At 71.8% G+C, this 20,017-nt stretch carries 16 protein-coding genes; 14 read left to right on the forward strand and 2 right to left on the reverse strand.

The window, feature by feature from the left end:
- On the reverse strand, positions 1 to 191 hold a 191-nt coding region (locus ACIGWZ_RS10655), incomplete at its 3' end, for a tachylectin-related carbohydrate-binding protein (RefSeq protein WP_400062891.1).
- A 270-nt stretch (positions 192 to 461) separates the two neighbouring features.
- Positions 462 to 1,261 (reverse strand): IS5 family transposase gene (locus ACIGWZ_RS10660; protein WP_400063281.1). Its coding sequence is split into 2 segments (ribosomal slippage): positions 462 to 922 and positions 922 to 1,261, totalling 801 coding nucleotides; the frame shifts between segments, so codons are not numbered across the junction.
- Between the two features lie 686 nt (positions 1,262 to 1,947).
- Here ACIGWZ_RS10660 and ACIGWZ_RS10665 point away from each other — a divergent pair.
- The 14 genes from ACIGWZ_RS10665 to ACIGWZ_RS10730 all read left to right on the forward strand — a co-directional run bounded on the left by ACIGWZ_RS10665 (position 1,948) and on the right by ACIGWZ_RS10730 (position 20,015).
- Complete coding sequence (locus ACIGWZ_RS10665) at positions 1,948 to 2,208, forward strand: hypothetical protein (protein ID WP_400062893.1); 261 nt, start codon at positions 1,948 to 1,950, stop codon at positions 2,206 to 2,208.
- A gap of 412 nt (positions 2,209 to 2,620) precedes the next feature.
- The gene (locus tag ACIGWZ_RS10670) at positions 2,621 to 3,442 is read left to right on the forward strand and encodes a hypothetical protein (RefSeq protein ID WP_400062895.1); all 822 of its coding nucleotides are present in this window, start codon (positions 2,621 to 2,623) and stop codon (positions 3,440 to 3,442) included.
- A 63-nt stretch (positions 3,443 to 3,505) separates the two neighbouring features.
- Positions 3,506 to 4,801: a hypothetical protein gene (locus ACIGWZ_RS10675; RefSeq protein ID WP_400062896.1), complete on the forward strand. Its 1,296-nt coding sequence runs from the start codon at positions 3,506 to 3,508 to the stop codon at positions 4,799 to 4,801.
- Between the two features lie 49 nt (positions 4,802 to 4,850).
- Complete coding sequence (locus ACIGWZ_RS10680) at positions 4,851 to 5,249, forward strand: hypothetical protein (protein ID WP_400062898.1); 399 nt, start codon at positions 4,851 to 4,853, stop codon at positions 5,247 to 5,249.
- 19 nt (positions 5,250 to 5,268) lie between these two features.
- Complete coding sequence (locus ACIGWZ_RS10685) at positions 5,269 to 5,544, forward strand: hypothetical protein (RefSeq protein WP_400062900.1); 276 nt, start codon at positions 5,269 to 5,271, stop codon at positions 5,542 to 5,544.
- 28 nt (positions 5,545 to 5,572) lie between these two features.
- On the forward strand, positions 5,573 to 7,240 hold the full coding sequence (locus ACIGWZ_RS10690; protein ID WP_400062902.1) for a hypothetical protein: 1,668 nt from the start codon (positions 5,573 to 5,575) through the stop codon (positions 7,238 to 7,240).
- Positions 7,237 to 10,863 (forward strand): AHH domain-containing protein, encoded by a 3,627-nt coding sequence (locus ACIGWZ_RS10695; RefSeq protein WP_400062904.1) that lies wholly within the window; start codon positions 7,237 to 7,239, stop codon positions 10,861 to 10,863. The genes ACIGWZ_RS10690 and ACIGWZ_RS10695 overlap by 4 nt, the downstream gene beginning before the upstream one ends.
- Before the next feature lie 9 nt (positions 10,864 to 10,872).
- Positions 10,873 to 11,382, forward strand: coding sequence for a hypothetical protein (locus ACIGWZ_RS10700; RefSeq protein ID WP_400062906.1), 510 nt, complete (start codon positions 10,873 to 10,875; stop codon positions 11,380 to 11,382).
- Positions 11,379 to 11,801 (forward strand): hypothetical protein, encoded by a 423-nt coding sequence (locus ACIGWZ_RS10705; RefSeq protein ID WP_400062908.1) that lies wholly within the window; start codon positions 11,379 to 11,381, stop codon positions 11,799 to 11,801. The genes ACIGWZ_RS10700 and ACIGWZ_RS10705 overlap by 4 nt, the downstream gene beginning before the upstream one ends.
- Complete coding sequence (locus ACIGWZ_RS10710; RefSeq protein WP_400062910.1) at positions 11,792 to 13,594, forward strand: hypothetical protein; 1,803 nt, start codon at positions 11,792 to 11,794, stop codon at positions 13,592 to 13,594. The genes ACIGWZ_RS10705 and ACIGWZ_RS10710 overlap by 10 nt, the downstream gene beginning before the upstream one ends.
- Positions 13,594 to 13,968 carry a hypothetical protein gene (locus ACIGWZ_RS10715; RefSeq protein ID WP_400062912.1) on the forward strand — a complete coding sequence of 125 codons (375 nt, stop codon included), beginning with the start codon at positions 13,594 to 13,596 and terminating at the stop codon, positions 13,966 to 13,968. Before ACIGWZ_RS10710 ends, ACIGWZ_RS10715 begins: the two co-directional genes overlap by 1 nt.
- Entirely contained in the window at positions 13,968 to 14,477 is a 510-nt protein-coding gene (locus ACIGWZ_RS10720; protein WP_400062914.1) for a hypothetical protein, read from the forward strand. Before ACIGWZ_RS10715 ends, ACIGWZ_RS10720 begins: the two co-directional genes overlap by 1 nt.
- Positions 14,470 to 15,786, forward strand: coding sequence for a baseplate J/gp47 family protein (locus tag ACIGWZ_RS10725; RefSeq protein ID WP_400062916.1), 1,317 nt, complete (start codon positions 14,470 to 14,472; stop codon positions 15,784 to 15,786). Before ACIGWZ_RS10720 ends, ACIGWZ_RS10725 begins: the two co-directional genes overlap by 8 nt.
- Positions 15,783 to 20,015, forward strand: coding sequence for a LamG-like jellyroll fold domain-containing protein (locus tag ACIGWZ_RS10730; RefSeq protein WP_400062918.1), 4,233 nt, complete (start codon positions 15,783 to 15,785; stop codon positions 20,013 to 20,015). The genes ACIGWZ_RS10725 and ACIGWZ_RS10730 overlap by 4 nt, the downstream gene beginning before the upstream one ends.
- The last annotated feature ends 2 nt before the right edge of the window (positions 20,016 to 20,017 follow it).

Genomic DNA, 20,017 nt, shown 5'->3' on the forward strand with positions numbered 1-20,017 from the left:
TCGCCATTCGGCTTAATGCCGTAGATCACGCCTTCGCCGCCGCTGAAGACTTTGTCGTAGATGTTCCAGCCGCCGCTGACCTTGTTCCCGCCGGCACCAGCCTTCCATTGAGCCGTGCCTTGCTTCCATCCGTCGTGGCGATACCACTGCAAGTCGCCATTCGGGTAAATGCCGTAGAATGCAACTGGCATGGCGAATCCTTCTTTCGAGACCGGGTGCCGCAGGACGCATTGGGTGGCATAGCCAAGGTCCAGACGGGCCGTGGTTCGGCGAAGGCCCGTGTTGGCCTCGCAACGAACACCCCTACGAGATGACACCGGCCCTGGCGGCTGTCTTGATCTCCGGCATCAGGGGCCATCTCTCTCCACTACACTGCGCTTTCTGGGTGTGTCTCGCAAATGGAAACGGCAGCTGTAGTTCGAGGTCGGCGGAGAGACTTTACAACGGCCTAAGAAGTCATCTCATTTGGCGAGTCTGCGGTAGCAGATGAGGGTGCAGGCGATGCTGGTGAAGGCCAGGAAGTGGTCGGCTTTGCGTTCGTAGCGGCGGTGGAGGCGGCGGCATCCGGCGAGCCAGGACATGGTGCGTTCGATCGTCCAGCGGTGGCGGCCCAGCCGTGTGGAGGACTCGATGCCTTTGCGGGCGATGCGGTGTCGGATACCGCGGCTGCGTAACCACCGGCGCAGGTGGTTGTAGTCGTAGCCTTTGTCGCCGTGGAGTTTGGCGGGCCGGCGCCGACGCGGTCCACGCCGGGAGCGAATGGGTGGGATGCCTCGCACGAGCGGTTCGAGGGCCTGGCTGTCGTGCAGGTTGGCACCGGATATCCCGACGGACAGGGGCAGCCCGGTCCGCTCGGTGATCAAGTGGATCTTTGAGCCATACTTGCCGCGATCCACCGGATTCGGACCTGCCAGGTCCCCCTTTTCAGGGCCCGCATGTTCACCGAGTCGATCGCGCAGCGAGACCAGTCCAGTTCACCGCGGGAGCCGAGTTCGTCAAGGACCAGGCGATGGAGCTTCGCCCACACCCAGGCCTTCGACCATTCGGCGAAGCGCCGGTGAGCCGTGGGCCCTGAAGGGTCGAACGAGGCGGACGGCAGCTGCTGCCACGTGCAGCCCGACGTGGCCACGAACACGATCGCAGCCAATACCTCCCGGTCGCCGTGCCGGCGCCGGCCGCCTCCCTGAGGCCGACTCGGCGCCTCCGGAACCACTCGCTGGAACAACTCCCACAACTCATCCGGCACCAGCCGCTCAACGATCCCCACGCCTGGAGCCTATCGAGCACCCCAAATGAGATGCCGTCTTAGTCAGTTGAAACTGATGCTGTGTCAGTATGGCGAGTGTGTGCCTTTAATCGGGAGGCGGGTGGCCTCGCATGCCCGAGCGGCTGGGCGGCTCGAATTCTGCGGTTGGCCCGGGCCTAAAGGTCTGCCCTGGGGGCGCTTGTCGTCCGGACTCGGTCCACCAGCAGCTCGGCGGCCCCCTCGTACTCGTATGGAGTAACTACACCCATCAACCCGGCCGAAGGCACCCTCGACGACGTCAAAAGGGCCATCGCCACCCGCAAGGGGACGCCGGCCCGCTCGATCCACATCGTCCTGCGGAATGTCTTCCGTGCCCTTCGCCGAGAGGGCGTGATCTTCCGCGATCCCACCCGCGGCCCCGTCTTCGCCGGGATCAACAAGACCCCGCCTTCCGTGCCCTCGGACCGGCTGGCCGGCGTCCTTAGCCATGCGCAGAACGACTTCCAGCGCTTCGTGATGGTGCTGGTCTGCGTCCATGCACTCAGCGCACCGACATCCGCCGGCTGCTGTTCACCGACCTCGACCTGTCCCGTGAGCGGCTCATCGTCCGGCGTTCCGGCAAACGGCACATCATCTACCTGGACGAACTAACTTACCGCTGCGCCTCCGCGTGGCTCCGTGAACGTCACCGCCGTTGGCCGGTGACGGCCAACCCGCATCTGCTTATCGACCGATGGACCGCGGTAGACACCACTCGCTCGCCCATCGGCACCACGTTCACCGCCGTCTTCCGGCCCACCGGACTCACGATGCCAACGCTGCGGCAGGACCGGATCCGCGACGAGGCATTCGAGGTCGACGACCCCCTTCACTTGATGCGCCTGTTCGGCATCTCCTCTCAGACCGCGATGCGGTACATCACCGCGGCCCACCCCGAACGCACCGCGAAGCTACCCCGGTAGACCCCGCTACAGAGCACCGCCTGCAGCCGCCCCCGCCGCGCGCGGAACGGGTTCATGCCGCCCGCCGTCTGCGCCGACATGGGCGGGCACCTGGCCCTTGAGTTTCCGGAACCCCCCACCCCACGCCGCGGACACGGACGACGGTCGGGCCGTTACTGTGGGCCCGGACGTGGATGTCGTGGTGCAACACGGCGTCGGGCCGGGACGCGTCCAGCGCTGGGGTGCCGTCCCCACTCGAACAGCGTAGTGTGGAGGGAGTGAACAACCGGTCCGGATCGTTCGCCATTTGTGCCCTCCGGACGGTGTACCGGCGGTGCATCACACGCTGGTGAATCGATGGACCCCGACTCCTGCCGATGTGTCGCGTACTGCTCCGCCCTTGTGGGAGTCCTTGCCGCGCGGGGGAAGTGAGATGAACGGGTTCGCCGACCAACTCATGATCCGGTATCTGGCGGAGGAGCAGGTCAAGCTGCTCCTGGCTCCGCAGGAGGACACCGACCGGCGCCGGGTACGGGACCTGCTGGCGAGCGTCTACGAGCCGAGCCTGCTGGAAGTGCGCGTGGTGGACGATGTCACGGTCAAGGCGACCGGCTTCCAGGTGCCCGTGGCAGCCCCCGTGACGGTCCGTGGGAGCTGGGAGAAGGTACTGCCGGACATCGCTCAGGGGCGGGCCGCGCTGGAGGTCCCGGGGATCGCGCCGCCGCAGTGGATCGACCTGGCGCTGGAGGCATTGGTCACCGCGCGGGTCGAGCTGACCTCGGGCGCGCTTGACGCGATCGCCTCCGAGGACCTCTCCACTCTCACCGAGGAGGAGTTCGCCCAGCGCTTCTCCTTCATCGACCTCGCGGAGCTGATGCGCCGCGCCAAGGTCGCCGACTTCAGGGAGCTGCAGGAGGAGTTCCCCCGGCTCTACCGCCTGCACTACGCGCAGCCGCCGCCGTTCGACCCGGCCGCGCCGGGCCGGACGTACCAGCTGCGTGTCTCGGTGCTGTTCTTTCCCATACTGGACCTCGGTGCCGCACTGCGTCGGCTCGTCCGGTGCCGGAGGGCGCTGGACGACTCGTGCCCGCGACCCGCCGAGTACGACGGTGGAGCCTTGCTCGCCGCCAGTGCGTGGCTGGCGGTCTTCCCCGCCGCCGCGCTGCCGTCCCCCAACGCCCCCGGGACCGAACGGCAGGTGTCCGACCTGCTGGCCGCCGAGGGCTTCGTGACCGCGTTCGTGGACGTCTCGTGAGCATGCGCGGACAACGGACCGTCACAACTATCCCACCGTCAGACCTCACGTAAGGAGCGGTCGATGGCGGTCAAGTACATCGATGTCACCGCCAGCAGCGACCTGTTCGCGCCCGCCGTCAGGGCGTTCGGAGACATCGCGATCATCGGCAGGGGCGGCTTCGGCACGAAGAAGTCGCGGCCCGTGGACATCGCCTCGCCGGCGGATGCGGCGGGCGCGTACCCGCACGGGGCGACCAAGCTGGTCGCCGCCGTCGACAGCGGCTCCTCCTCCGTCGACGTCCCGGTGGACGTACCGGTCGGCACCCTCGTGCGGATCGGCGCGGAGGCGACCTCGGAGGTCCGCACCGTCCAGGACTCGGCGGCCGCGGGGACGAACTTCACCCTCACCCTGGACACGGCACTCGACCAGCCCCACCCCGCCGGTACCGATCTCTTGGAGGAGCAGGACAGCGACCTCCTCCGGGCGGTCCGTACGGTCTTCCGCCAGTCGCCCCCGCCCACCAGGGTCTGGGGCGTCCAGGTGGACTTCGGCACGCCCCTGTGGGGTGAGGCTCTCGACGATGTGGGCAGGCTCGACGTGCAGATCGTGGCGCTCGCCAACATGCCGCTCAACGATACGAACAGGGCCACCCTCGGCCTGTTGGCGGACCATGTGACGCACGCCGACGGGGACGGCAAGGAACGCATCGGCGTGGCCATGATCGACCGCACTCTCAGCGCCGAGGACATGGTCAAACAGAATTCGGCGCCCGTGAAGAACGAGCGGATGGTGCTGGTCGCCCACCACTCCCCGGACGATGTGGCGGCCGCGGCAGCGGGGGTGATCGCCGGGTACCGACCACACGTCTCGCTGCTGCTGAAGCCGATCGACATCGCGATGACCGAGCTGTTCGCCGAGGCCGACATCACCAAGCTCGACGACGGCCGGATCAACTGGATCACCAGCCCGGTGCTTCTCCCCGGCCACGCGCTCTACCTGGGCGAGGGCTACACCGCCGATGAGAGCCACGGTAAGAAGTACATCGACGTCGTCCGTACCCTCGACGACATCAACTTCCGGATCAAAGCCCAGCTCATCAGGGCGATCGGCAGCCTCAGGATCTCCCGGATCGGCCTGCGCGCCGTGCTGACGATGGTCGAGTCGGTGCTCTCCCCGCTGGTCCAGCAGGAAGTGATCGAGGACTTCGCCATCGTGATCCCACTGCTGGCCCTGCTCGACAAGGACCAGGCGGAGCTGTCCGGGGCGGAGCAACTGAAGATCAAGACCGCCCGGAGCTCGCGGGAGGTCCCCATGATGGTCTCGGTCGTCTACGCCGGCGCCATCCACCGGCTGAAGATCGACCTGGTCTTCACCTGACCGGAACCTGACCGGAACCCGAGCGGGACACCCAGGGAAGTGAGAGACCATGGCCGACGCCACCAAGTGGGACACCCGGCTTGCGGTGATGCTGGACGGCGATGCGGTGTCACCCATCGACTCGTTCAACCCGACCTTCAACGTCCCGGTCCAGCCGGTCCACTCGCTGGAGGCCGACAACGTCGCCTACGTCGTTCAGCCGAAGGTATTCACCTTCACTATGGCGATCAAGGCGATCGGTACGGCCGTAGCCAAGCTGACCGGACTCGCGCTGAGCCGCACCGGCTTCAGCATCGGCGTCCAGGAGCTGACGGGGACCGATTGGACGTTCCAGCAGATCACCTTCCACGACTGCTACATCACGTCCGTCGCCAACACCATCGTGATCGACGGCGTGCCCACCACCACGTTCAACTGCATCTGCCTGCAGGTCAGCCCCAACACCTGAGCTGCACAAGGAGGTTGTGATGACGGATCCGGTACCGGGATCGGGCGAGGATTCCCCGGCCCCCGAGGAGAGCGTGCTGCCGGTGGCCCGCGGAGGGCTTGTGGCGGTGGCTGCGGGAGAGGAGATCGTCGTGGCGCCCGGCTCCGAGGCCGCGGTGGCCGCTGCGGCCGCCCGCGCGGGCGGCGAGGTCCACTACTGGTTCCCCATCAAGGTGGTGCTGACCGACGGTGGGTCGTCGGCCGACGACGACGTGGTGGACACCATCTGCGATGCGCTGTACGAGGCGCTGAGCTGAACCTGCCGGGCCGACCCGAGGAGCGAGCATGCCACGGATATCGTGCCACTTCCCGATCACGGTGTCTCTGCGCCCGGACGCGTCGGCGGCGGATCTGGAACGGCTCGGACAGGCCGTCGCGGAGCAGCTCACCGAGCGGCTGGGCGAGGCCCGGCAGCAGTTGGAGCGGCTGCTGACCACCGCGTCGGAGCCCCCGGTCAGCCCGGATAGCCCGCTCGGCCGCCGTCCGCAGGAACCCGTGGACCCGGGCCGGATCACTGAGGACGGCACGTTCTACCAGGTGCCCTCGTACGACGTCGGCGGCGCGCTGCGGCCCGTCGACCTGCGCGCCGCCGCGCCGCCGCCCCCGTCCGGCGCGGGCCAGGCCGGCGCCCACCCGGCCGCGGACCAGCCGTTCGACGTCACCGCCGCGCACGCCGGGGGCGCGTACGGCGAGCACGACCTGCCGTTCGAGCTCGGTCGGCGCGGGATGCGGATGCTGGTCACGTCGTCCGGTCCGGGCGCCCACCAGCTCACCGGACACGGTGTCGACGCCGTGGCCTTCAACCCCTCGAACGGCGAGATCTGGCTGATCGACAACAAGGCCACCGGCCGGCGGGGCAAGCTGGAGGGCAAGAGCGCCACCGCCCTCGGCGAGAACCTCGGCACCAGCCTGACGGAGGCCGTCACGCAGGTCCGGGGCATGCCGGACTTCCCCGAGAAGGCCGGCATCGTGCGGCGGCTGGAGAGCGCACTGGAGGCCGTCCGGGCTGGAAGCCTGATCCCCAAGGGGCTGGGCATCAGGCTGAAGCTCACCAACGCCGGCGGGTACGGCCAGGGCGCGCGAAACCTGCCGCCCCAGGTGGAGCCGGAGGACCTGGTCGGACCGGAGGTCCGGGCCCAGCGTAAGAAGGACGAGGCCGCGGCGAGGAAACTGGACGTGCGGACCGGGCGGCCGGCCGGTCACGAGGAGACCACGGCCATGCGGGAACGCGTGGGAGGCACCCGCTCGCGGAAGCCGGTACCGGACGGGCAGCCGGCGCCGGAGCCCGGGCCGAAGCCGATGCCCGCACAGGAGACCCGCGTACCGGAGGCGCCCGCGCCGGCGAGGCCCGCCGGCCCGCAGCTCGGCCGCCGCCTGCGGGCGATCGGTGGCGAGGTGCTCGTGCTGGCCGCTCTGCTGGTCTGGGAAACGCTGATCTCCAAGCTGGAACAGGCCATTGAGAGCGCCTGGCTCCGGTCACAGACCGACCGCCGGATGCGGGAGCTCGAACCGGTCATCACCGCCCGCCTCGACGCCCTGGCCGACGACCTCGCCGAGGTGCAGCTCGCCCACCCCGGCGCACCGCTGTTCGGGGTGATCGGCCTGCTCACCACGGTGTACCGGGCGCCCGGCGAGGGCGAGGAGGCGGTGGGCTGCTCGATCGAGGTCACCTCGGTCTCTGTGGGCACGGAGAGGGTCGAACGCACCGAGCACGCCCGGATTTGGGTGGGCAGCTGGCTGACCGCACGAGCACCCCGGGACCTCACCCGATGGGTCTTCCCAGTCGCGCTGGAACCGCTCAGCAGGGCCGAGCTGCGTGACTATCTGCTGCGCAGGATCGCTGCCGAGGAGTCCGCGACCGGCGCCTCCTCGAGCACCCCCGAGGAGCGGCTGGCCTCGCAGTACCGGCGGGACGAACTGCTGCGTCGGCTGGGCGAATCGGGGACGCCGTGAACAAGGGTGGCGACACCGTGTGGATCCGGGCGCATCCGCCGGAGCGGGTGGTTTTCCACGGTGGCAGCGGAGGTGGGCCGGGCCCGGAGTTCCGCCGGGCGCTGGAGGACGTGCTTCTGCGGGCGGTCGCCACCGCGTTGGAGCGGCTGCAGCCGGCGGACCTGCGGATCGACCTGCCGCCGGTCGCGGGCCCGGAACCGGCGCCGCAGCCGGCCGCCGGGTCGCCGGGCCCTCCGGCCGCCCTCCGGCGGCCCGCCCCGGCGCCGACCGCCCCGGCACTGCCCGTCGAGGAACCCGCCGCTCCCGAGCCCGGGCCGCCCGAACCGGTTCCCACGGCCCGGCTGACGCTCGCGATGTCGCTGCCCGCCGACCTGGTTGAGGGCCCGCCGGAGCCGGCCACCCCCGCGACCGCACCACCCCCCGTGCCGGCCGCCGGACCACCCGGGCAGCCCGCCGAGCCCGCCGAGCCCGCCGACCGGGTGGTCGAGGGGCCGAGCCCCGTCGACGGCCGGGTGGTCATGATCCTGGCCGGCTCGCACACGGTGACCCTCGGTGCCGAGCGCTACATCCGGGCCTCCAACATCATGCGGGTGCTCGAACTGGGCCGGGCGGCCTTCGGCCGCGGCTCGTTCGCCGTCCTGCGTGGGCCGCTGGGCGAGGCGGACAGCGGCCTGTGGGCCATCGCCACCAACCGCTCGGTCTCGGTGCGGGAGCTGGTGCAGGGCTCCCAGCGCTGGACCGTCGGCAGGAGCGGCCAGAGCGTGGCCACCTACCAGGGCGAGGTCCTCCGGGGCGTGACGGACTCGGCCGGTCACGACTACCAGGTGCTCGCGGTCACCTCTACCGAAGGGGAGTACCTGACCCAGCTGGGCATTGCCGCGGAGAACCTGCAGGAGCTCATCGAGGCCGCCCCGCCGGTGCTCGAACCGGAGGAGGTCGGGCAGCTCGTCTTCGCGGGCGTCGACCGGCTGGTCGAGCAGGTCCTGGCCGGCCGGGCGGACCTCCTGCGGGAGGCCGTCGACCGCCTGGCCCGGCTCGATCGGGTGTCCTTCGGGCTGACCGACTGGAACGCCAAGCGGCGCTACCTGCAGGTCCTGCTCAGCGCAGGGCCGGACGAGAAGTACCAGCGGGCGATCGTCGAACTCCTCTGCTCGCTCCGCAGCCGCACCGAACTGCACACCCTCCTCGCCGAGAAGGGCCTGGTCGAGCGGCTCTACCACGACCTCGACGAGAACCTGTGGGAGCTGCTGACCAGCGTCGGCAAACGATTCGGCAAGGCCGGGAAGCTGACCGTCGAGGACATCGTGGAGTTGATCGAGCGGTCCCTCGGTATCGGTGCGAACGTGCGGGAGTCGCTCCTGGAGATAGCGCAGGGCGCGCCCGAGCACGCGGCGTGGTCGGCACTGGCCGAAATCCAGACGGCTGTGGTCGGAGTCTGGGACTTCGTGGTGGGGCTGGCCAAGGGACTTCACTTCATGCTGACGAAACCGCTGGACGTCATCAGCGGCCTGGGGCAGCTGGTCCGGCTGGTGGTCTCCTTCCAACTGGCGTACGTCGGCTATCCGCCCGCGCAGGCCGAGTGCGCGGCACTGCTTCGGAAGGTGGGCGATGCGATCCTCGACGCCCTGAAGGGCGTGGCCGTACTCCAGGAGGCTGAGCAGTCCGCATCCGTGCCCCCGCTCGGCGAGCAGGTGCTGCGAAAGATCAGGTGGGCTGTGCTGATCGAGCTCGCCTCCTGGTTCGTCGGCGCGGGGGAGCTGAAGGCGGCGGCCAGGGCTGTCGGCCTGACCGAGAAGACGGTGGCGATGCTGCGTATCCTGGGTGTGACCGGGAGGCTCAGGAACCTGTTCGAGGCCGATCTGATCGCCGTCCGGCTGACCAGGGTTGCCCGGGCGATGCGTCAGGGCAGCGCGGTGCTGCGCTCGCTGCGCAGTGACGCCGAGGTGCTGCGGCTGATCTCCGAACTGCCGGTGGCGGACGAACTGCGGCTCACCGAGGCGCTGGCGCGGGCCGAGGTGCGCGAGGGCCACGCCCTGTCTGTCCTGGTGACGGACCGGGAGATCGGGGAGGCGGTCACCGAGGCCGTCGCCAAGGTCGAGGCGCTGCAGATCCTGGCCCGCAAGTCCGGTGGCCTGACCGAGGAGCTGGGTGAGGTGTTCCGGCGGCTGGCCGGACCGGAGGGCTTCACCACCGAGGAAGTCCGCACATTGGTCAAGGAGTTGGCACCCGATGAGGGGGCCCGGCTGCTCGCTGTGCTGGAGCACATCGGCCTGGAGCGGGTCGGTCCGCACTCGGCCGTCGGCGCCGACTTCCTGACCCTGTTGGTGGCCGAGCCCCGACGGATGAACGCTGTCCAGGAGTTCGGCCACCCGGTCCTGCTGGCAGTGTTCGACCGTGCCGCGGGCAAGGCGGAGCACTTCGACTCGCTGCTGGTGGAGCTCGCCCGGCTGAAGCTCAAGGCCCGTCAGGAGCACGCTCTCGCCGAGTACGTGGGCCTACTGGACCGGCTGACTGCGGGCGACGCCGAAGCTTGGGCCCTCCTCACCCACCGCGGCGTGGAGGCCGCGGAACTGGACACCGGTGCGATGCTGCAGCGGATCAGCCGGCTGCGCCTGCGCTACCTGCGCCGGGCGAAGGACCCGCGCGTGGTGGAGAACCAGATCCGCAGGCTGCGCAGGCTCGCCCGGGAGGACCGGGAGAAGGCGCTGGCGGAACTGGAGAAGTTCGAGGCCCACCGCCCCGACCGGCCCGGCGCGCCCGACTTCGAACAGCAGATGGCCGCGGACGCCGAGGAGGCCGGGAAGTGGGCCACGCAGGACGAGAAGCTGCTGCACCACGAGCCCGGGGAGGCGCCGTCGGAGGCGCCGGGCGTGCACGACGAGAGGCACCCGAAGACCGGCCGGGACCGGGCCTCCTCGGACCTCGGCGACAGGCTGGAGGCGGCTGGCGAGCCCCGGCTGGAGGGCCATGAGCCACACCACATTGCGCCTGACGCGGACCCGCGCGGCGAGCTCGCCCGGCAGATCCTGCGGGAGGCCGGCATCGACCCCCGTAATTCGCCGCTGAACGGCGTCTGGCTGCCGCGTACCTCGGCGGACCCGTCCATCGTCGTGGAGGCCCTGACCCGCCACCCCCTGGTGCACACCAATGCGTACTACCGGGAGCTGACCCTCCGGCTGCTGAAGGCCCGCCGCGAGGGCAGGGTCCACGAGGTGATCGCGCAGATCAAGTTCGAGCTGAAGAACGGGATACCGGTCGAGGACCTGGCCGGTGCCCGGCGCGGGGAGACGTACGCGCAGTGGATGGAGTCGATCCGGGGCGAGGCCGGGTGGCTGACTGACGAGGAGTTCGACGAGGTGGTGGAGGCCACCCGTCGCGCCCCGCCCGACCCGCAGCCCGCCACACCCGCGGCACCGCAGGCCGCGCCTGGCGCTGGTCCCGCGCCCGACCCGCAGCCGCCCCCCGAGGAGCCCCCGGTCCGTCAGCGCGTGGCACCCGAGGAGCCGGCCGGCCCACCGCCCGAGCAGCTGCCCGAAGACCTGCTGGAGGAGCTGCCCGAGGAGCCTTCCCCGGCCCCCGCCCAGCGACGTCTGCGGCGCCCCGGCGACGACAGCGAAAGGTAGGCGCACACCATGGTCGCGGGTCGGAACGTCCCCGTACTGATCGGCGCGGTGCCGCTGTTCACCGTCACCAGCCTGAGTCTGGACGAGGGCTACCAGGTGGCCCGGATCGCGGGCAGCCGGCTCGCCCAGCTGGTGGCGCCGACCACCCGGACGATCTCGGTCGAGGCGGTCCTGGTCGGCCGCACCCGGCTGCTCGCCAAGAAGGGCCTGGAAGCGCTGGCCCTCACCTCGCGGGTGCTGGCCGCGGCGACCGCGCCCGCGATGAGCCTGGCCGGAATCCCGGTGGTCTGCGGGATGACCGTCAGCCTCGACATGCAGATCACCAACCTGAGGTTCACCCAGTCCAATCAGAAGCGCGACGCCATCGACGTCTCCATCACCCTGGAACAGGTCCCCCGCTCCAGCGTGTCGGCGATCACCGGCGAGGCACTGGACATGGCGCTGGCCGCCGGCATGGCAGCCGCCCCGAGCCTCAGCGGGAACATCTCGGTCGAACGCGAGCTCGGAGGCGCCTTGTGAGCACCCCTCAGTACCCTGACGCTCTCGGCTACCACCGGCTGCCCGTGGAACCCGACGAGGGGCTGCCGCAGGTGTTCAGCTGCCGAATCGGCGGCACCTCCTACGAGTTCGGTCTGTACGCCGCCATTGACACCGGCTTCGACGACCCGCTGGACACCCTCTACGACCTGGGCCCGGGCCCAGGCGCCCGCCCTCCGGCCACACCCCCCGGCTACCTGGTGCTCCGGGTGGTCCGCCAGGGTCCCGGCGGGCCGCAGACCGTCCTGCTGCGCAAACTCGTCGCCGAGCCGGACCTCGTCCACTTTGCCGACCGGCTGGCCGTCCGCCTGCTGGAGGCCCGGGTGGCCCGCGGCAACCTCAACGGACGCGGCCACTACGGCAGCAGCATCGTGATCGGGGTGGCGCAGCGATGGGTGTGATCATTTCCTATCTGGTGGAGTTCCCGACGCTCGGCCTCAAGGTTTCCAGCGACGCTTTGTCGGGCGGGCTGCTGCTGGACGCGGAGATCAGCGTCGGCTACGGCATCGGGCTGCCCGGCGAGTTCGAGATTCATCTGGCGGACCTGCCGATGGCCGAGCACCGCAAGCTGGTCGCCGCGCTCGCCACGGCCGGCACCGGCCCCGAGGGCGGGGTCAAGGTGACGGTCCGGCTCGGCTACCTGGACGCCCCCGGTGCCCGCCGCACGGTGGTGACCGGCCGGGTGGTCAGGCTCACCTCCTCGACGCGGTTCCCCCCGCTGGGCATCACGCTCAAGGGCTACGAGGAGGCCGCCTTCAAGCTGTTGGCCACCGTCGCCGTCAACCTGGAGAGGGACGTCACCCGGACCGCCCGGATCATGCTGCGCCACCTGACGCCCACCGGGGCGGCCGAGCGCGTCGCGGCGTCGGCCGGCGTTGAACTGACCGGTCGGCGCGACGAGGAGGACGAGCTCGACAGCATCAACGCCGAGGACCGCCACGCCTTCGGGCTGCTGAGGCGGCTCGCCGACAAGTACGGCGCCGAACTGCTCGTTCAGGAGGGCGCGGTGCAGTTCGGCAAGGCCATCAGCTACCCGCCGGAGAGCGGCCTGCCGGCGGTGCCCGACCCGGCCTCGGTGCTGGCCCTGCTCACTGCCGAGGACAGTCTGATCACGGTCAAGGGGATGAGCAGCGCCCGGCTGGCCGAGTTCCGACCGGCCCACCTCGGCCCGGTCAGCGCCCTCGGGGTCGACAGCGACCTGCCGAAGGGCGACGTCTCCGCCTTCGATTTCACCGTGCTCGGCGTGCCCGACCTGCGGGCCGGGCAGCTGGTCACGGCCAGCGTCCAGGGCTACCAGAACCCGCTGCAAGGCTTCCGCATCGTGCAGCTCACCCACAGGCTGTCCCCGCGCACGGGCTACGTCTGCACTGGCCGGGCCGCGGTCCTGAGCGAGGACGGCAACCGGCAGGCCACCGACCGGGTGCGCCGGGGCAGCCCGGCGGCCGTGGCCGACGCGATCGGCGGCCGGATCAGGGACGAGCTGGCGCTCGCGCCCTCCGTCGATGTCGGACAGGTCCGCACCGGCGACCCGGCCGCCCGCACGGTGAGCCTCGACTACGGGCAAGACGGCGGCGACCGGGCGGTCTCGCCCAGTGTCGACCTGCCAGTCCCCGGCGAGGACCGGTTCCTGCCGGACAAGCCGCTCGCGGCGCCGTTCGCCTGGCACCGGGTCGGCCTGTCCGTCCCCGTCTACGCGGGCATGCGCGCGCTGCTCAACGACGTCCGGGCGGACCGCGACGACACGGTGGTGGCGGGTTTCCTGTGGGCGAACGACAGTGCGGGGCGCATGGACCGGCCGCGGGCTGAGGACGGCGACTGGTGGCTCTGCCTGCCCACCGAACTCTCCGCCGGAGACAGCCCCCGCCCCACCGGAAAGGGCGTCAACGACCTCACCGCCGCCGACGGCCGCCGGGTGGTCGAGGCGGTCGGGCTGAAGATCTCCGTCGGCAAGGACGCCTGCTCCCCGGTCGGCGAGCGCCCCGCCGAGGGCACCGCGGACGAGTTCCTGCTGACCCACAAGTCCGGAACCGGCGTGCGGATCGACGCGGACGGCAACGTCAGTGTGACGGCCGACGGCGGCCAGGTCACCATCTCGGCCGGCGGCGCCGAGGTGAGCCTCGGGGACAAGAAAGTGACCGTGTCGGCCAGCGGCGTGACGCTGACGGTCGGAGAGGGAAAGGTGGCGATCAGCTGATGCCACTCGTACTGATCGAAGGCGCCGTGATCGGCTGCCCGCACGGCGGGCAGTGCAAGCTCACGGGCGGCAGCCCGAGCGTCACCGTCAAGGGCCAGGGTGTGCTCACGGCGGGCAAGGAGGGGGGGTTCACCTTCGGCTCGGCCGCCTCCCCGGTGCCCGGCATGGTCTCGCCCTGCTCGGCGGTCACCCCCGCCGGTGCGCCCCAGCCGTGCGTCACCACACCGACCCTGCCGCCGGGTCTGTCCATCAGCCTGACCGTCAGCGGGCAGCCCGTGCTGTTGGCGACCGCGAGCGGCATCACCGCCAGCGGTGCCGGGCCGGGCACCTGGCAGGTCGTTGACCCGGGCCAGACGATCCTGGAGGCCTCCTGATGACCGACACCTTCGCCCCGGGCGCGCCCGCCCTCGGGCCGCCCAGCCCGGCTGCCGGAGCACCCGCCCTGGGCCGCAGCCTCGCCGTCGACGACGGAGACCTCGTCATCGACCGCGTCACCCACGGGCCCGCCCTGGTCGAGGGGTTCCCGGCCCTCGTCCAGGCCCTTGTCCTGACCGTCCGGACCCAGCTCGGCAGCGACCTCCTCAACAGCGGCTTCGGATTCGACCGGCTCGCCATCGGCCGCTACGCCGAAGGCGTCGCCGCCCGCAAGGAGCACATCCGGATGGAGCTGGTCCGCTGCCTGGACACCGACCGCCGGGTCACCGGCGTCCGGGAGGTCTTCTTCGAGGACGACTCGCGCTTCGCCGAACCCGTCCCCGACCGGGTGGTGGCCGGCGGCACCGGGGACTCCGCGCGCACCGGCCGCGGCTACACCGTCTACGCCGTGGTGGACACCGTCGCCGGCTCGGCGCTGACGCTCGAAACGGGAGGACGCCTTGAGTGACCAGGACCAGTACGGCGTGACCCCGGACGGCTTCGTGCTCAAGGGGCTCGACCGGATCGTCGCCGACCAGCAGGCCCGTGCCCGCGCCATGTTCGGCAGCGACGTCGACCTCGGTTCCGGCAGCGCCCTGCGCAAGGTGCTCGACGCCGCCGCCGTGCACGTCCACGAACTGTGGCATGCCCTGGAGAACCAGTACTACGCCAACTTCGCCACCACCGCCCAGGGCGCGGGCCTCGACCTGCTCGGCACCGACCTCGGACTGGAACGTCAGTTCCTGCCCGCCACGGGAGAGATCACCCTCACCCTCACCGGCGCCGACTCGCAGCGCCGCGTCACCCTGCCGCAAGGGACCGTCGTCGAGACCCCCGACCCACCGCACACCAGTCTGCGGACCACCGCCCCCGCCACGCTCACAGCCGGCGCCCCGCCGCTGTCCGTCGGAGTCCGGGCTGTCCGGCGCGGCCCTGCCGGCAACCTCCCGGCGGGCCAGGCGCTCCGGCTGGAGCCCAACTGGGCCAGACTCCACCTCAACCTGGGACCGGCCACCATGAGCGTCGGCACCCCCGTCCCCGTCACCGGCGGCGAACTGCTGGAACCCGACGACACCTACCGCGCTCGGCTTCTTGGAGTCCCCCGCACCCTGTGGACCAAGGACGCGTTGCTCGCCAAGATCCTCGATGTCCCCGGCGTCCGGGACGCGGCCGTCTTCGACCCGCTCGGCGGTGTCGACGCCTCGCACGGCGACTTCCACAGCTACCGCTTCGGCCAGCGCACCTTCACCGCAGGGCGCCGGATCGGCTCCCCCTACTTCTTCGACATCGTCGTCGCCGTCGAACCCGGCTGGCCCTGGCGCCAGGGCGAAGGCTCCATCCCGCCCGTGTACGACGGCGTGCTGGACGTCGTTCGGCAGTGGCGGCCCGTGTCCGTCTTCCCCGACGTCAAACCCGCCGACCAGGTCGATGTCGGCATCCGCGGCACCCTGGTCGTCCAGGCCGGCCACGACCCCGAGGCCATCCGTGGCGAGATCCTCACCGCCGTCCAGGCCGGGGTGGACCGGCTGCGCCTCGGGCGGGGCGTGCTCCACTCCGACATCGTGCTCACCGCGCGGTCCGTCGCCGGCGTGGTCGACGTGCAGAACCTCCGGCTGCGCCGCGGCGCACCCGCCTTCGGAGACGTCGGCCTCGGCAACGCCGTCTTCGGCAGCGCGGCAGAGCTGTCGGTGGGCGAGAACCTGACCCTCGCCGCCGAGGAGATCGCCCGCTTCGCCCTCGAGAGTCCACTGATCGACCTCCAAGTGGCCGGACCATGAGCAGCGACTTCCTCGACGTGCTGCGCGGCGGCCTCACTCCCGTCTACGACCGGGGCATGGAACGCGTCACCCTCCCGCTGCGCTCCGACGGCAGCGGCGGACTGCGGCCCGCTGACGACGGCAGCCGGGCCTACCGGGACCGCTGGGGCCGCACTCCCGACGCCCCCCGTTACCTGCTCGCCCCCACCCGGGACACCGCCGAACCGCTCACCGTCCGGGTCGCCTTCCGGCGCAGGACCGGGGGCCCCGAGGAGGAGACCGAGGTCCGGTTCCCGGCCGGCTGGCCCGGCGGCGACACCATCGCCGTCGAACTGCCCGGCCGTGCGGACGAGTTCACCGACGAACTGCGGATCACCGCACTGCGCCCGCATCCCCCCGCGCCACGCGCGGCCGACGACTGGCAGCTCACCGCGCTGCTCGGCAACCTCGCCAAACTGCTCTGGGTGATCGGCCGGGACTACCAGGACCTCGGCCGGCGGCTCACCGAGGTCGCCGCTCAGCGCAACGCCACGACTGCCCGGGGCGCCGGCCTCGACCTGCTCGGCCAGGACCTCGGTGCGCCGCGGTTCCCGGCCCGGCCGTACTCCTGGGACGCCGACACCGTCGCCCTCTACCACTTGGACGACACCCCGCCCGACGGAACGGCGAACATCGTGCCGAACGTGGCCGACATCGGCGCCCGGTTCGGCGCCCCCGACCACCACGGGGTCAACCACGGCGCCGAAGCGGGCCGCACCGGCCGGTTCTCCTTCGCGTTCGGCTTCACCGCGCCGAACAGCAGCATCACCGTCTCCGACCACTCCGACTTCGCAGTCGCCCCCGGTGCCGACCTCACCGCCGAGGCCGTCGTCCGCCCCGACCACACCACCACCGACACCGGCGCCGTCCTCACCAAACGGGCGCGCCTTGATGACGACACCGTCCCAGGGTGGTCGCTGGCCATCGGCACCTTCCGCGGCATCGACCACAACCTGCGGCTCTCCCTCGGCGACGGCACCGCCCAGGTCCGGCTCTTCGCCGACCGGGACCTCGGCGATGGCTGCTTCCACCACCTCGCCGCAGTGGTCCGCCGCACCCCGGACGGCACCGCCGTCGGCCTCCACCTCGATGGCACCCAGGTCGCCCGGGCCGTGGTGCCCGAGCTGGGCGCCCTCACCAGCATCGAGCCGCTGGTGATCGGCCACGGCCAGGAGACCAGTCCCGACGGGCCCGCCCCCGCCCAGTACCACGGCCTGATCGAGGAGGTCCGGATCTCCCGCATTGCCCGCACCTCCTTCGACCCGGTCACCGGTGAGGGCGACGACCACTACCGGCGGCGGCTGCATATCTTCCAGCGCTGGCTGGTGCCGACCCCCGACGCACTTCAGGACGGGCTCAACCGCACCGCCGGCCGCGTCACCGGCGATCACACGCCAGAGTCCGGCCCCGGCTCGTTCGTGATCGACGAGACCACCGGCCGGATCGCCACCGGCTCGCTCGACGTGCGGGTCCTCCCGCCGCCGCTCACCACCGGCCAGTGCATCGCCGCCGACGGCGACCGGCTGCGCACCGAGGCGCAGGTCGTCGGCACCGCGGCCGGTGAACCCGACTTCGACCCCGGCTGGCTCTGCCGCCACCCGGGCGCCGCCGGGCTCGCCTTCGCCGATGACGGCTGCCGCCTGATGCAACTCGGCGTCCGCCGGACGCTCGACATCCTGCTCACCCGGATCGGCGCGCAGCCCTTCCCGCCACGAACCCTCATCGTCGTGCGGGCCTACGACCCCACGGCCACCGACCTGTTCTCGGTCGGCCGGGCCCTGCTGCTGCGCCTCGACGGACCGCGCGGCCCGGCCGGCCCCGGCCTGACTGCGGAGCTCGGCGTCCAGGCGCACGCCGCCGGCTTCGGCTGGGTCTGCCACACCGCCGACGGCCTGCTCCGCGTCGCCCAGCCGCCGACCGACGCCTTCGCGATCACCCTTCGGCCCGACGTGCCGCCCGTCCCTGGCACCGACACCACGGCTGGCCAGACCGCCGCCATCAGCCTCGACCCCGACCCGGGCGCGCCCACCGAAGTCGAGGTCCGCTGGTCGGTGACCCGTGGCGGACCGGGCTCCGCCACGGCGGTGCCCGCCAGCTCCGGCAAGGCCGCCGCCCTGCTCGCCGCCACCGCCGGGGACGTCACCGTCACCGTCGAGGTCAGCCGCGCCGGACACACCCGAAGCGGTCGTCGGACGATCCGCATCGGTCTGCCGGACACCGCACTCGACGCCGCCGGATCCGTCGGCCGGGACGGCCGGCTTGGGGCCACCGAGGCCCAGGCTGCCGGCCCGCCCGCCGACGACTTTGACCCCACCTACCTCCAACTGCGCACCGACGACCTGAGCCCCCCGGCCCGCGCGGTGGTCTTCGGGCCGGCCCCGGCCGCGCGCCGGATGCAGCCGGCCACCGGCGCCGCGCTGGAGCGGCTGCTCGACGTGCTGGGCCCAGCCGCGGGCAAACTGCACGTGCTCAGCGCCTTCAGCCAGGCCGACCACGGCCTGGCCGGGCAGGGCCGGGTGCTGGTGCTCGCCCACGACACCCTGTCCGCACCCGCTCTTGGCGCCCGCGCCTTCGCGGCCGGCTTCGACCACATCGCACTCCAGGACCCGGCCGCCGCAGGCGCCCCGGCCACCGTGCGGGTTGCGGTCGCGGCGGGCGAACACCTGCGGGCGGAGGTCGTTGGCGCCGGAGTGGCCCTGTCCGGGGCTGCCGGGAACGTCGCGGCCGAGGTCCGGGTGGGCGAGACGGTCACCCTCACCGTCAACCCGCGCGTCGTGCCGGTCTCCGCCTGCCTGGCCCCCGACGGCGCTCGGCTCTTCCTGGCGGACCCGGGTCGTCACCGGGTGCTGGCGCTTCGACTGGAGGCCCCCGCGGCCACTGCTCTGCCCGTCCCGGCCCTCGCCACCGCCAGGCAGGTGGACCCGCTTCCCGGCGCGCTCGCCTTCGTGGCCGACCGGCTGTTCGTCGCCCACCGAGGCGTCGGCATGCTTGCCGTTCTCGACCCCGCCACCCTGGGGCCCGCCACCCCGCCCGTCACCCTGCCGGGCCCGGCGGCCCTGGCCACCGACGACACCCGGCTCTTCGTCGCTTGCGCCGGCGACCGCACCCTGCGAGCGTTCGACCCGCAGACCGCGCAGCAGACTGGCCGTGTCAACCTCCCCGCCACGCCCACCGCGATCGCCGCCGCTCCGAACAGCCCGCTGCTCGCCGTCCTGCTGGACGGCGGCGGGTTCTGCCTGGTGACCCGGGCCGCCTTCCAGCTCCAGGGCGGCGTCGTCGGCGCGGGCACCCCGGCGCTCTGCGCGGCCTTCGCCCCGGACGGCACCAAGCTGTACGTGGGTACCGGCCCGGCCACGCCCGGGGCCGGCAGCGCTTCCGTCCAGGTCTACCCGACCGGCGGCACCACACCGATCGCCACCGTCGGCGGCCTCCCGTCCGGCACCGTTCCGGTCACGATGTGCGCCGCCACCGATCAACGGCACCTGTATGTCGCCACCGCCGGATCGGAGACGGCCGCCGGGCGCGTCCACGTCCTCGACCCCGCCGCTGACACGCTGCTACCGACGGCCTTCAGCCCGGGCGGCGACTGTCGGGTGCTGGCCGCCTCCCCGGCCGGCGCCGCGTACCGGCCCTGCTTGCTGGCCGCGGTGGAGTCAGCCGGCACGCTGCTGCTCGCCGACCAGACCCCACTCGCAGGGGATCCGCCGCTGCCACCGCAGCTGGCGTTCCGTCAGGTCCTGGCCTTGGAACCCGACGCACAACTCACCTGGTCCGCGGCCCCGGCGGGCCCCGGCCGGGCCGAACCGTACTCGCCCGGCAGCCCGGTCACCCGGGTCACCGGCCTAGCCCCGGGCGTGGTCCGGCTGCGCGCCGACTACTTCCGGGGCAGCCCGGTGCTGCCCTACCAGTGCGAGGTGCGGCTACGGCCCGACCTCGACGCCCGGCCCGAGGTCGTGGTCAGCAAGGACCAGTACGACCTGGTGCTCAACATCCTCAACTGGTTCCAGCCCATCGGCGTGGAGTTCCGGACCGGACGGCTCCGCGGTCATGTGCGCGAACTCGACGACGCGGAGCCGGGGTTGCCGCCCGCGTACACCTTCCCGGCCTACCGGACCGGAGACCGGCGCCGACCGGCCCGTTTCACACGCCCCGGACGGGACGACGACCCGGGCGCCGACGGCGGTGCCACCGCCGTCCACGACCAAGGATGATG

Source organism: Streptomyces sp. NPDC053427 (assembly GCF_044544985.1).
Lineage (GTDB): Bacteria > Actinomycetota > Actinomycetes > Streptomycetales > Streptomycetaceae > Streptomyces.